Origin of the sequence: Nocardia sp. NPDC051911, from assembly GCF_040681035.1 — a bacterium.
Lineage (GTDB): Bacteria > Actinomycetota > Actinomycetes > Mycobacteriales > Mycobacteriaceae > Nocardia > Nocardia sichangensis.
In genome coordinates, this window is record NZ_JBFAXY010000013.1 from 166,439 (window position 1) to 180,123 (window position 13,685).

Consider the following 13,685-nt stretch of genomic DNA (forward strand, 5'->3'; position numbering starts at 1 on the left):
CGAGCTCACAGCCCGCGAACGATGGCGTAGAGGTCCGCCACCCAGAAGACCAATGGCAGGACCGTGGCGACGAATGTGTACTCGAGCAGTTCGACGCCGCGCCGCATCGGTGGGGTGGCCGACTGGTTCGGGATGATGATGCCGAGGATCAGCGCCGCGATCAGGACCACCATCGCCGCGCCGAACACGGCCAGCGGCTGGTGCATCGCGAAACCGGCGCCGACCAACATGATCAGCACGATGCCCGCGCCACCGGAGATGAGAACGACGGCCTGTTCCGCGCCCGCGTAGGTGCGGCTGCGGAACATCAGCACCACGGCGCAGACCAGGGCGAGCGCGATGCCCGGCCAGTACGGGTCGTCGGACGCCGGGTCGGTGGCGCCGAGCGCGCCGACGACGGTGACCAGCGTGGTCGCCGCCACCAGGCCCGCGAGGTACATGCGGGCGCGTTCCGACTTCACTCGCAGCACCTCCATGGTCGGCAGCGCGCGGTGATCGTCCGGGTCGTCCTCGGTCGGATCGATGGGTGTGCCCGGCGAAGGCACCGGTGGCAGTGGCAATTTCGCCAGCAGCATGGAGACTCGCGGGGCCAGGGACAGGCCGCCGAGCCCGAGCGCCGCCGCGCCTGCGCCGATCGCCCGCTCCGGCTGGTCGGTGAGCAGGCCGACCAGCGCCGCGGGCACCGCGTAGGTGGCGAGCGCGGCCCCGCCGATGAACAACGCGAGCCCGACGCCGGTGACCCGCCACGCCAGAATCGCCGTCGCCCCGGCCAGGACCGATCCGAGCAGGATGTGCGCCCAGCCGTAATCGTCCGGCACGTAGAGCATTCCCGCGCTGAACGCCGCGGGCAGCGCGCAGCCGCCGAGCACAAGCGCGGTGCCGTTGTCGCCGTACATCCTGCTCAGCACCATCGCGGTGACGACGAGCAGGATCGCGACCACCAGCGCGATCGAACCGCCGACCCCGATCGGCAGCGAGCCGGGGGACAGCAGCAGCCCGAGACAGCCGACGATCATGGTGAGCGCCGCGAGCACCGAGCCGGTGATCCGCGCGACCCGAGGGGTCCAGCTGCGGTAATGGTCGGCGTCGGCGATCGCGACGTTGTACATGATGTCGTCGAACAGCGGTGTCGGCGCGGTGTGCGAAGCGCTCTCCAGCATCAGCAGTTCGCCGTCGCGGACGCCGTGCTCGCCGAGGCTGAGCGAGTTGGAGAACGGCGGATGGCCGATCCGGGCGAGCACCCACTCCGCGGGCTCGTAACGCTCGCCCTCGTTGTCGAAGTCGTTGGAGCGGCTGTGCTGGGCGACCATGTCGACCACGCTCGGAATCACCAGCGCGACCGGCACGTCGACCGGTATGGCCATGTCGACCTGAGTGTGCTTGGCCAGAATCGTCACCCGGGCGAGGTCGGGGGCGCGGACGATCCCGCGCGAGGATTCTTCGTCGATGTGGTCAAGTCGCGCGTGCGTCAAGCTTCCCCCAACTCGGTCTTCTACCTCGTGATTCCACGACTCGGCGGGCCGGGGGCGAGCTTGCGAACCCTCGGTCCGGGCAGCAGAATGCTGGTCGAACTGTACGACATGTCGGCTGTGACCTCTACACTGAGGCCGAATCACAGCTGGCCGAAGGGGGAATCTCGTCGATGAGCACTGTCCGCTTCCAGCGCCGTGCGCGCCGCGAGATGCCAAGGACGCCCGGCGGCGAGGTCACGCTGCAACCCCCGCCCGAAATCCCCCGGGTCACACCGGGAAACCTCGTCCTGAAGCTCATGCCCGCCGTGATGGTGATCGGCATGGTCGGCATGATGGCCCTGATGTTCACCCAGGGCGGCGGCATCGCCTCCAACCCGATGAGCATGATGTTCCCGCTCATGATGGTGTTCTCGATGGTCGGCATGTTCGCGGGCCAGGGTGGGGGCAAGGGGCAGAAGGCCGCCGAGGCCAACGAGGATCGCAAGGACTATCTGCGCTACCTCGACCAGGTGCGCAAGGACGTCGACGAGACCGCCGCTCAGCAGCGCGCTTCCGTCGAATGGAGCCACCCGGAGCCGGAACTGGTCTGGATGCTCGCGGGCACCAGCCGCATGTGGGAACGCCGCGCGGGGGACAAGGACTTCTGCCACGCGCGCATCGGTCTCGGCGGCCAGCGCCTTGCCACCAGACTGGTCGCTCCTGAGACCGGTCCGGTCGAGGAGCTCGAGCCGATCGCCGCGGTCTCGCTGCGCCGCTTCGTGCGCGCCCATTCGACCGTGCCCGATCTGCCGACCGCCATCGCGGTCAAGGGCTTCGCCACCATCGCGCTGGACGGCGACCGCGGCCAGGCGCGCGACATGACCCGAGCGATGCTGGTGCAGCTGTGCATGTTCCAGGCTCCCGACCAGGTGCTCGTCGCGGTCGTCTGTGGGCCGGACACCGCGCCGGAGTGGGAGTGGACCAAGTGGCTCCCGCACACCCAGCACCCCGACGCGCAGGACGGCATCGGTACCCAGCGCATGTTCTACGGCTCGATCCGGGAGGCGATGGCGGGGTTGCATCCGTTGCTCGGCAACCGGGTCCGATACTCGCGCAACCAGCCCGCCAACGCGAACATGGTGCATATCGTCATCGTGGTCGACGGCGGTCTGCTCGAGGCCGAGGACGATCAGTTGCGCGAATCCGGCTACGAGGGCGTCACCATCATCGACCTGTGCGGCTACGCGCCGCGCCTGGCGGTGTCGCGCGGCATCAAGATGATCGTCGAGAACGGCGAGTGCGTCGGCCGCGGCGCGACCGGCAATCAGGAGCGGTTCGCGCTGATCGACCGAATCAGCCCCGAGCAGGCGCAGCAGGTGGCGCGCAGGCTGGCCCCGTACCGTGCCGCCACCCAGCGCAGCAGCGACGTGGAAACCGATGACGCCGACGTGATCTCGACGTGGGCGCAGCTGATGGGCCTCGGTGACATCGGCACTTTCAACCCGGAGCACGCGTGGCGGCCGCGCTACGGACGGGAACGCCTGCGCGTCCCGTTCGGTGTGGGCGCCGATGGCCTTCCGGTGGAACTGGACATCAAGGAGGCCGCCGAGAACGGCATGGGCCCGCACGGCCTGTGCATCGGCGCCACCGGCTCCGGTAAGTCGGAGTTCCTGCGCACCCTCGTGCTCAGCTTGCTGGCCACGCACTCGCCCGACCAGTTGAACCTGGTGCTGGTCGACTTCAAAGGCGGCGCGACGTTCCTCGGTTTGGAGGGCGTTCCGCACGTCGCCGCCGTCATCACCAACTTGGAGGAAGAGGCCGATCTCGTCGACCGCATGAAGGACGCCCTGGCCGGTGAGATGAACCGCCGCCAGGAAGTGCTGCGCGCGGCTGGCAACTTCGCCAACGTCTTGGAGTACGAGAAGGCCAGGGCCGCGGGCGCCGACCTGGACCCGCTGCCCGCACTGTTCGTGGTGCTCGACGAGTTCTCCGAACTGCTCACTCAGCACCCGGATTTCGCGGAGTTGTTCGTCATGATCGGCCGCCTCGGCCGCTCGCTGCACGTGCATCTGCTGCTCGCCTCGCAGCGACTGGAGGAAGGCAAGCTCAAGGGCCTGGAATCCCACCTGTCCTATCGGATCGGCCTGAAAACGTTCTCCGCCAACGAATCTCGTCAGGTGCTCGGTGTGCCGGACGCCTACAACCTGCCGAACAATCCCGGTGGCGGCTACCTGAAGGCCGACTCCGGAGAGATCCAGCGTTTCCAGGCTTCCTATGTCTCCGGCGCGTATGTCGGCGGTGGCTCGCAGCGTGACATGACCGTTGCCACGCAGTCCGGTGAAATCGATGTCAGGGCGCGCGCGTTCACCGCTACCCATGTCGACTTCCGGGCGGCGGACCGCGTTCCGCTGCCGCCCGAACCGAGCCTGGAACCGGAACAGGACGAGGACGGCGAGCAGCTGTCCAACCTGAACATGCTGGTCGCGCGGATCCGCGGCCACGGCCGCCCGGCGCACGAGATCTGGCTGCCGCCGCTGGACGAGGCGCCGACGCTCGACCAGCTCGTCCCGCGCTCCGTTCTCACCGGCGAATACTCCCCGGTGTCCACGCTGCGTGCCCCGATCGGCATCGTCGACCGCCCGTACGACCAGCGTCGCGACCCGATGGTCATCGACCTGTCCGGCGCCCGCGGCAATGTCGCCATCGTCGGTGGCCCGCAGTCCGGCAAGTCGACGGCGCTGCGCACACTCATCATGGCGATGTCGTTGACGCACACCGCCGAACAGGTGCAGTTCTACTGCCTCGACTTCGGTGGCGGCACCCTGGCGAGCCTGCAAGGGCTGCCGCACGTCGGCTCGGTGGCCAGCCGGTTGGACGAGGACCAGGTCCGCCGCACCATCGCGGAGATGACCACCATCGTCCGGCAGCGCGAGGCGCGCTTCCGCCAGCTCGGCATCGAATCGATGACCGATTTCCGCAGGCTGCGCGCGATGGACCCGGCGGCCAGCCCGGGCGCCGCGGGCGCGCACGAGGATCCGTTCGGCGACGTCTTCCTGGTGATCGACGGTTTCAGCTCGATCCGCCAGGACTTCGAGATGCTCGAGCAGACCATCATGAACCTCGCCGTGCAGGGTCTGTCCTACGGTGTGCACGTGGTCATCGCGCTGAACCGCTGGGCGGAGGCGCGGCCCGCGCTCAAGGATCAGATCGGCACCAGGATCGAGTTGCGCCTCGGTGATCCGATGGACTCCGATCTGGGCCGCAAGTTCGCCTCACTGGTTCCCCAGGGGCGACCGGGCCGCGGTATGACCCCGGAGTGCCTGCACATGCTGACCGGCTTGCCCCGCATCGACGGCAGCTCCGACCCGACCGACCTCACCCAGGCCGTCGCGGACGCGGTCGCCGCCATCGCCAGGCTGACGCCGGGCCGGCACGCGCCGCAGGTCCGCATGCTGCCCGAACAGCTCCCGCGCGAGCAGCTGCTGTATCTGGCGGGCGATTGGCCCGCCCAGGTCGACCCGAATGCGAAGTGCCTGCGAATCCCGTTCGGCATCAATGAGTCCGAGCTCGCGCCGGTCTACATCGACTTCGTGGAGAGCCCGCACTTCATCATCATCGGCGACACCGAATCGGGAAAGACGACGCTGCTGCGCTCGCTGATCGAGGGCATCGCCGCGTCGAACACCCCCGATCAGGCTCGCTTCATCATCGGCGACTACCGCCGCGGCATGCTCGGACTGGTTCCGGAGGGCTATCTCGCGGGCTATGGTTCCACGGCGCCGCAGTTCACCCAGAACATGAACGACCTGGCCGCGTATGTCGGCAAGCGCACGCCGGGCTCGGACGTCACGCCGCAGCAGTTGCGGGATCGTTCGTGGTGGAGCGGACCGGAGTTGTACGTCATCATCGACGATTACGATCTGGTCGCCACCTCCGCGGGCAACCCGGTCCAGGCGCTGCTCGAACATCTGCCACACGCCCGAGACCTCGGCTTCCACGTGATCATCGCCCGGCGCTCGGGTGGTGCGAGCAGGGCGATGTTCGAGGCGACGTTGGCTCGAATGCGTGATCTGGGCTCGGCGGGCCTGATCCTGAGCTGCAGCAAGGACGAGGGCGTCCTGATGGGCACCAAGCGACCGAGCCCGATGCCGCCGGGCCGAGGCACCTACGTCACCCGTAATGTCGAGGGCCTGGTCCAGACGGCGTGGATGCCGTTGCCCTGATGTCCGAGGTCGAGCTCGTCGTCACCGAGGCGCGTATCTGGGCGCGTGGCGCCGACACGCACTGGGACGCGCCGCCGTCGGTGGTCCTGGGCAGCAATGGCTTCGACCTCGTCGTGGGGCAATCGCTGAGCCCGCCTACCCACGTCGGTTCGGTGGTGCAATTCGTGCCCGCCGATGCCATAGCTTTGCCACCCCGCACACCCTCGGTGGTGGACGCGATGAGCGCCGTTTTCGCGAGTGCGCTCGAGCATCTTCGTGTCGATACTCCGTGTGCCCGGATGACGTTGGTCTGCCCGACCGAATGGGGCGCGGCCCGTCGTGGCGTGCTCGCTCAGGCGGCACGCCGTGTGGCCTCGGATGTCGTGTTCGAGGACATCGCGGTCCGTTCGGTCGCGTCGGACGAGGGCACCAGCCACAGTCGGCGAACGCTGGTACTGGAGTTCGGCACGCTGGCCACCACGGCGTCGGCGGTCATCCGAAGCCATCGCGGCGTGCATATCGAATCCTGTGAGCACGAGCCGACACTCGCGTTGGCCGAGATCGAGAGCGGATCCGCGGGCTTCGCCGCTCTGTGCAACCTGATCACTCGGTTGCTCGACAGCGGCCCGATCGACCTCGTGCAAGTGGCGGCTCTCAGTGATACCAGAAAACTGGACTTGCTCCGTGAGGCGGTCCAGCAGTCCATAGGTGCCGATGTCGAGCTGCGTGCGGTCGCCGGTCCCGATCTCGTCCGGGGGCGGCGGACCGAGGCACGCGAAGTCCACGCCGCGCAGACACAGTGGATGCGACCGCTTCGCGAGCGTGCCGCGACACGACAGCCTCGATATGGCGCCGCGCGTATCGCGATCGCCGCGATCGCGGCCGTGGTGGTCGTCGCGTTGACGATCGTCGGTGCGGTTGTCTTGTCCGGTCGCCGCGGCGAAGAGACGGTAGCGGCGCCCAGCACGGAAGCGGCGTCGCCGACCGCCGCACCGCCGCCGGTCGGCCCGCCGGCCGAGGCGGCACCGGAGGCCTTCGGCCGAATCCGATTCCGTGTCCCGCCCGGCTGGCGTATTGCCCAGTCGCCTGACACGGGGCGCGCTCGTGTCGATCTGGTACCCGATGATGCTGTGCGGCAACGAATTACGGTAATGCAGGCGCCGCTGACTGCGTCCTCCAGTTACGCGCAGGTCGCGGCGAAGCTGGAAGCGCAGATCGCGCAGCGTCCGCCAGGGGTGCTGACCGACTTGCAGCAGGATGTGATGTTCGGTGGCCGTTCCGGCTTGGCCTACCTGGAACATCCCGGAGACGGATCAACCGTTCGCTGGCATGTTCTGTTGGAGTTCGGAATTCAGCTGAGTATCGGTTGCCAGTACGCAGGAGACGAATGGGGGCAATTGGAAGCCCCGTGCTCGCATTTCGGGGATACGGTCCGCGTCGTGCCGTGAGGGGCGCGGGCACGCATACCTAGCCGACTCCACTGCGGCGCAAAACGATTCGAGCCCCCGGCACCGAAGTACCGGGGGCTCGAATCAGCCGAGACGGGATCTCAGAAGAGGCCCGCCAGCGCGGTGTCGGTACCCTGCAGGTCCGAGTTGCCACTGCTGACCAGCTTGCCCGCGCTTTCCAGCGTGGTGTTCAGCTGGGTGACCTGCGTGTTCCACTGGGCCTGCAGCGACGCGAACGCGTCGTTCGCGTCACCCTTCCAGTAGTTGGTCACGAAGTCGGTGACCTGCTTGTGGAAATCTTCGAGCATGGTCATGACGCTGCGCGCTTCGGACACGATGGCCTGGGCGCCCGCCTCGACCTCGCCGAAGTTCGAAGCAATCCGACCGGGATCGTTCGCTACCATGGGGAGCTCCTTGTTGTCTGTGGTTCGGCTATCGGATCAGGGAAGGTCCAGGCTGGAGGCCTGCGCGGCCACCTGCTGGGCGAACTGCTGGTCCTGATCGGCGAACTTCCGTCCGGCGTGGGCGAGCTTGTCCGACGTCTGGTCCAGCTGGTCGTTCAGCTTCCGCGCCTGGGCGAAGTAGCTGTCCATGAACGTGTCGAACGCCTGACGAGCCGCACCGCTCCAGGTGGCGGTGGTCTGATCCGACTTGCTGTTCAGTGCGGTGATCGCGGTTTGCAGATCCTGGTGCCGCTGCCGGCAGTTGTCCACAAACTTCGAGATCGCCTCTTCGCTCGCTTCGAGCTGTCCTGCCATTTCGGCTCCTTTCGGTTCCCGTCTCGGCCAACGGCGGAAGCCTCAGTTGGCCTGTACATCTGATTGGACGCGGTGCGGGTCTGATCGGTTCCATCCGACTCGAGAAAGTTCGGCATCGCCCCACGGGATCAGGGCCCTGCGCCCCTCAGCCCGGCTCGTCCGTAGATTTCGGCGGCCGCGCACGGGCCTGCTCGGAAGACCACGATGCGATCCGGGTCTGCATGACTTGTAACGCCAGCGCTCGGCTCCCCTCCTTCCCCCTGCTCGCTGCTGTAATGATCGGCGAGTGGGCTGGCTGCGGTACACCTTACCGAACGCCTAAGTCCGCCGCTACCAGCAGAATGACGAAATCCGGTGGTCGCGCGAACCGAAAACCCTACGAAGGCTTGGATTCAGCGGACGCGACCGAATCACTTCACGCGATTGCGCAGCACCGGCACCAGACGGTCGAGCAACGTCTGCTGGGACGACTCGCTCCAGTCGCGGACCGCGGCGACGGCCGCGGGATCGTCCAGCGGAATCACCGTGGCACGGGTGCCCGCCACTTGGTACGGAAGGCCGAGCAGACCGCCGCCGCCGGCCTTTTCGTCGCTGCGCACGGCCAGCACGTAGCCGTCCGCCGCTACTTCCAGCCGGTTGGTTCCGGTCAGTTCGCGAGGCGATGCCTCGTCGCCCGCGCGCCGGTAGTTGAGGTTGTAGACGAATCCGAGATTCTGCAGGAACTCGGTTTGCGGGGTGCCGCCGAGGAAGATCGAGACCTGCGAGCCGCGCGGCACGTCGACCATCGTGATCGTCTTGCCCCGGAATACCGGGTTGTCCGCTCGCGCCCGGTCCAGCGGCGACAGCGCTGCCGTGCTGCTCGGCGTGGCGACAGCGGGATCGGGTGCTTGCCCCTCGCGATTAGAGGCCCAAATGCCGATCCCCGCGGCGAGTGCGACGGCCACTACGCCCGCGGCCGCCGCGAGCGGCCAGTTCTTGCGCGCGGGTCGTGCGGCGCTCCCTTGACCGGAGATGGCCACTCGGGAGTCGGTCCCAGGCCGCGGATCGAATACCTGGATGGGATAGGTCGGGGAGGTGTTGGTGGCGACGGGGTTGTAGCCGGGAATGAGGGCGCTCGCCGCCGCATCGGTGAATTCGCGGCAGCTGTTGAATCTTTCGGCCGGGTTCTTCGCCATGGCGCGGGCGAAAACGTGGTCGATGGCGGGCGGCAGGCCGGGGTTGACGGCGGTGGCCAGCGGCGGGGGCTCGTGAAGATGCCCCATCATCACCAGCGCGGGTTGGGTTCCCGGGTAAGGGTTGCGCGCGGTGAGCAATTTGAAGAACGAGCACGCGAGGCTGTAGACGTCGGCGCGGTGGTCGAGCGGGCTGCCGGTGAGCTGCTCGGGCGGGGCGTAGGCGATGGTCGCGACGAAACTACCGGTCTGCGTGAGTTCGGTGGTGTCATCATTGGCTTTCGCCACGCCGAAATCGGTGAGCAGCACGCGCTCTTCCTCGCCGGCGGCAGGCGCGGACAGCAGGAAATTCGCCGGTTTCACATCGCGATGCAGCAAGCCCTTGCGGTGCGCGTAGTCGAGTCCTTTGCCGACTTCGGTCGTGATACGCAGTGCGCGAAGCGGATTCATCGCATGCGGGTCGCGAGCCAGTTCGGCGGCGGCATCGGTGCCGTCCACGTATTGCATGGCGATCCACAACTGGCCGTGTTCTTCACCGCGGTTGTAGACCGAGACGATGTTCGGATGATCCAGTCCGGCGGCGAGATTGGCTTCACGCTCGAAGCGGGTACGGAACTCGTAGTCGCGGCTGAGTTCGCCGCCGAGCACCTTCAACGCGTCGGTCCTGGGCAGACTGGGATGTTTGGCCAGATACACCGTGCCCATGCCGCCCGCGCCGAGCACCCGCATGATGCGGTACCCGCCGACAATGGTCCCGGGGCTAATCGCCATGTGCACGATCTCCTGACTCCACGCGGGCCGCTGGCGTTCGCCACGCAGCATACTCGACCGAATTCGCGACGAAAGTGCCGCATTATCGGCTGTTCGCGAAAACGGAATACTGTGCGGCGGCGCGCTGTTGCGCGTCCAGCAGTTGATTCGCCGCGACGAATCCGACGTATTCCTTATACGCGACGACGCAGGTGAATCGCCTGTCGTCGAAAACTCCGCTCCGGTTCTCCACGCACGCCGAATCGGGCAGGTGCTGCGGGGGATCGGCCGGACCCGCAACCACTGTAGGGGTGATGCGTTCCGCGGCGATCCGCCGGGCCGTTTCCTGGTTCGGCGTGCGGATCACCAATGTGTCTCCGGAGACGGCGAATTTCTCGGCCCCCATCGCCGTGAAACGTTGTTTCGCGTAATCGAGGTCTTCGGCGTATTGCATGATGCCGCGCAGGCCGAACAAGGCGTGCGAATCGTCGTAGCTGGGCGATTGGACGCCGGCCGGATTCAGGGTGCGGCTCAGCAGATGATCGGGATCCCAAGGCAACCGCAGCATCTCCTCCTCGGTCAGCGGAGCCAGCTGATCGAGCAGCGGAAGCTGAACGTCGTACGCCTTTTCCGCGAGAGTGACGAGGGCGTTGCGGTCGGGAGCGTTGGCCGAGACGAGGAACGCCACCACGTAGGAGCCGTGCGCGAGCATCGCGCGCAGGAAGGGCGAGCCGGGACGCCAGTGCGCTCGCGCCTGCGGCCGGCGCGGCAGCGTGACCGGCTCGTTCTGGTCGCGGTAGGCGCCGAGATCGGCGTCGTAGAACTCGTTCGCGGCCTGACGTGCGCGGTCCGGGTCGGGAAACTGCATGACGATCGTGCCGATCGTGGTGGAATTGGGCCGGGGCTTGGTCGGCCACCCGGAGGCGATCAGGCTGACATTCTGATCCGATCCGTTGGTGTGGAACCCGTACATCATGCGGTTGCGTTCCGCGATCGGTCGCATGTCCTCCTGGCGACCGAGTTCCCCGGGCAGCGTTCCCTTGCTGATACTCGACGGCGTCCAGCTGTACTTCATCCTGGGATCGATGTCGTAGGCCGAGGCGACGTGATCGGCCAGCCGCATGGCGGCGACCTTTCCCATGTCGATGAACAGTGGTTGATAGTCGTCGTCGTGCGCGTTCGGCGGCTCGGTGGGGTAGTTGCCGGTGTCGAGACCGCGAATATCGATCTCACCCGGCCGCGCGGTTCCCGCGAGCGTCGAACCACAGCCGGTGACGATCGTGGCGGCCAGCGTGCACGCGAGAGCGACAGCGGCGGTGCGGAATCCTGTCATGCGGCATTCACCAACAATGCGTACTGGGCGGAGATGCGTTGCTGTGCGTCGAGCAGCTGATGCGACCAGGCGAACGCGGCGTAGCGGTCGTAGGACACCGAACAATAGAACCGGACGACGACCGTCTTGTTGCCGATGTACTCCTTGCACTGGGCAGCGGGAAGGCCCTTCGGTGACTCGGCTCCGCGGAATTTCTTCGTGAGTCCGCCGAGTTCCTCGCGTAGTCGTGCGGCCGAGTCGTCGTCGCGCGCGCGGAACAGATGGGTCCCGTCGGCGGCGTACCGATCCACTCCCGCCGCTTCGATGATCCGGCGGTCGTCGGCCGAATCGATGGTGAAGTGCAGCGCGCCGCGCTCGGTGTACGCGCCGGGCGGGTCGATCCAGGAGTCTTCCCTGGGACGCGGCAGCGCCCGGTTCAGCATGCCGTCGATATCGATCGGCAATGTCATCAGCTGGTCGACGGGCGTGGGCGTGAACCGGCCGATCGCCGGGACCACGGTGTCCAGGCTCTTCTCGACCAGGGCGAGCAGTTCGGCGAGGTCGACTTTCTCCAGGTAGACCTTCACATAGTCGTAGACCCAGGTGTAGACGACGAATTTACCCGTGGCGAACCATGATCCGATCGACTGATCCGTGGGCTGCCAATGCGCGTGCGCGGCAGGGTACTTGGCGATCTGGACGGGCGTGTTGCGGTTGTTGGCCTCGAAGTCGACGCGTTCCAGGGCCGCCGCCGCGGCCGCCGCCTTCTGCTCGTCCGGGAAGATCATGACGGCGTTGACCAGGTCGGTGCCCCGGTTGTCCGGCGCATTGCCCGCGTTGCTGAAGAATCCCGCGACGAAATCCGGCGCCGCCTCGGCGAACCGGGAGACGTCCATGATCCGCCCGAGCGCGTTCTTCGGCTCGATGAACACCTTGGACAAGGACGGATTCTGGAAGACGAACCCGGGGTCGATGTCCGAGGGCGGCGGGAGGAAGTTCGCGAGCCGCTCCGCCTCGATCATGCGCGCCTGCTCGGGATTCTTCGCTGTTCCGTACGCGCGCGGCGTCGTCGCGTAATTGCCCACGTCGAGCTGCGCCAGATCGACGGGCTGCGCGGACTTGTCCGTTCCGGCCGCCGGGTCGCCGCACGCGCCGCCCCCGAGGGCTACGGCGCAGGCCAGCACCAGGGCACCGGCGGTTCGGATCGGTCTCGACATCGCGCCGTGCTGCACTCTTCCCTCCCCTGACTGCGGTAGTTGCGCCGGATCCTACTTCGGCCCACCCGCGGCCGAGGATCGCGAAAGCGCTGGACGCCTACCGCCGTCGATCTCAGAAACTGTTCGCCAGCAGCGCGTACTCCGCGGCGACCTTCTGTCGCACGTCCGGTTCCTTATCACTGGTGACGACTCCGACGTACCGTTTGTACGCGACGTAACACCGGTATTTGTACTCGCGGTCCGGGTCGCCCTTGCTGTTGAGTTGCAGGCACTTGGCGCCGGGGACATCCTTGGGAGCGCCCAGCGGGTCGTAGTGCGCGCCTTCGCTGTCCAGCAGGCCGGTGACCAGTTTCTGGGCGGCGGCCGCGTCTCGGGTGCGAGCGACGTAACTGTCGTCGAGCAGGCCGATGTGGTCCACGCCGGCTTCCTCGACCAGGCGCAGGTGGACCGACTCGTCATCGGCGCGGTGCACCGTGTGAAAGCCGCCGTAGACGGCGAAGGTCGCCGGATCCGGCACGCGGTTCTTGCGGTCGGCGACCGCGACGCGGGCGAGCAGGCCGTCGGGATCGGACTTCAGGGTGTCGAGCTTGTTCACCGGGGTCGGGGTGAATTTGTCCAGCTGCGCGACCTGGGCGGCCAAGGTCTTGTCGACCCACTTCACCAGGTCGTCGCCATCCGCCGTCGGACGCTGGATGAACAAGGAGATGACGAATTCCTTGTACGCCATGAAGGTGCCGACGTTGGGAACGCCGGGCCGCCAGTGGATGTAGGAGTCCGGATACTTCGTGGACGACAGTTTGCGATTGTCCGGCGAAACGGCGATGTCGACGTCCTCGAGTTCACGGGCGGCGAGCTTCGCGGTGGCCTCGTCGGGGAAGCGGAACAACGCGTTCGTGACCGCGGTGGCCTGCGGGGCCGGATTGGACTGGCCGGCCGGATCGGGACGGTCGGCGCCGCTGGCGGCGTATCCCACGACCAGCTTGCGATTGTCGAAGACCGGCCTGGACACCTTGGCCACGAAGTCGAGCGCCTGCTCGGCGTCCTTGACGACGGTGCTGCCGCGGCCGAATTTCAGCGTGGAGTCGATGCGCACGGTCGGAGCCACGGCGTCGGACATCCGCATGCCTTCCAGCAGCGCGCCTTTGCCCGCCGAATCCTGGTTGTACTCGTGCTTGTCGACGGGATAGGTGCCGACTTCCAGCTTGCGCACATCGATCTCACCCGCGGTCGGCGTGCCGTGCACACCCGCGCAACCGGCCAGCATCCCCGCCAGTGCCAGGCAAGACGCGGTGAGCGCGATCCGTTGCGTCCGAACCATCTCAGGCCCCTCGTTCCTCCCGTTGCTGACACTGAAGTTACCCGACGGACGCCGGGT

Annotated in this window: 9 protein-coding genes; 2 read left to right on the forward strand and 7 right to left on the reverse strand. The window is 67.1% G+C overall.

Annotated features, from left to right (window positions below; all coding sequences use genetic code 11):
- Positions 1-5: 5 nt before the first annotated feature.
- Positions 6-1,472, reverse strand: a complete 1,467-nt coding sequence (eccD, locus tag AB0L97_RS18540; RefSeq protein WP_364430911.1) for a type VII secretion integral membrane protein EccD — start codon at positions 1,470-1,472, stop codon at positions 6-8.
- Positions 1,473-1,642: 170 nt separating this feature from the next.
- On the opposite strand from eccD, the gene eccCa reads away from it, so the two are divergent.
- Together eccCa and AB0L97_RS18550 are read left to right on the forward strand one after the other, a co-directional pair.
- The gene (gene eccCa / locus AB0L97_RS18545; RefSeq protein WP_355076241.1) at positions 1,643-5,674 is read left to right on the forward strand and encodes a type VII secretion protein EccCa; all 4,032 of its coding nucleotides are present in this window, start codon (positions 1,643-1,645) and stop codon (positions 5,672-5,674) included.
- The gene (locus AB0L97_RS18550) at positions 5,674-7,101 is read left to right on the forward strand and encodes a type VII secretion-associated protein (RefSeq protein ID WP_364430915.1); all 1,428 of its coding nucleotides are present in this window, start codon (positions 5,674-5,676) and stop codon (positions 7,099-7,101) included. Before eccCa ends, AB0L97_RS18550 begins: the two co-directional genes overlap by 1 nt.
- 101 nt (positions 7,102-7,202) lie before the next feature.
- Here AB0L97_RS18550 and AB0L97_RS18555 read toward each other — a convergent pair whose 3' ends face one another.
- The 6 genes from AB0L97_RS18555 to AB0L97_RS18580 form a co-directional block, all read right to left on the reverse strand.
- Positions 7,203-7,505: a WXG100 family type VII secretion target gene (locus tag AB0L97_RS18555; protein WP_355076245.1), complete on the reverse strand. Its 303-nt coding sequence runs from the start codon at positions 7,503-7,505 to the stop codon at positions 7,203-7,205.
- Positions 7,506-7,541: 36 nt separating this feature from the next.
- Entirely contained in the window at positions 7,542-7,859 is a 318-nt protein-coding gene (locus tag AB0L97_RS18560) for a WXG100 family type VII secretion target (RefSeq protein WP_039795679.1), read from the reverse strand.
- Between the two features lie 410 nt (positions 7,860-8,269).
- On the reverse strand, positions 8,270-9,802 hold the full coding sequence (locus AB0L97_RS18565; RefSeq protein ID WP_364430920.1) for a serine/threonine-protein kinase: 1,533 nt from the start codon (positions 9,800-9,802) through the stop codon (positions 8,270-8,272).
- An 82-nt stretch (positions 9,803-9,884) separates the two neighbouring features.
- A complete protein-coding gene (locus tag AB0L97_RS18570) occupies positions 9,885-11,114 on the reverse strand; it encodes a hypothetical protein (RefSeq protein WP_364430923.1) in 1,230 nt (409 codons plus the stop codon).
- Complete coding sequence (locus AB0L97_RS18575; protein ID WP_364430926.1) at positions 11,111-12,310, reverse strand: hypothetical protein; 1,200 nt, start codon at positions 12,308-12,310, stop codon at positions 11,111-11,113. Before AB0L97_RS18575 ends, AB0L97_RS18570 begins: the two co-directional genes overlap by 4 nt.
- A 112-nt stretch (positions 12,311-12,422) precedes the next feature.
- On the reverse strand, positions 12,423-13,628 hold the full coding sequence (locus tag AB0L97_RS18580; protein ID WP_364430928.1) for a hypothetical protein: 1,206 nt from the start codon (positions 13,626-13,628) through the stop codon (positions 12,423-12,425).
- Between the last annotated feature and the right edge of the window lie 57 nt (positions 13,629-13,685).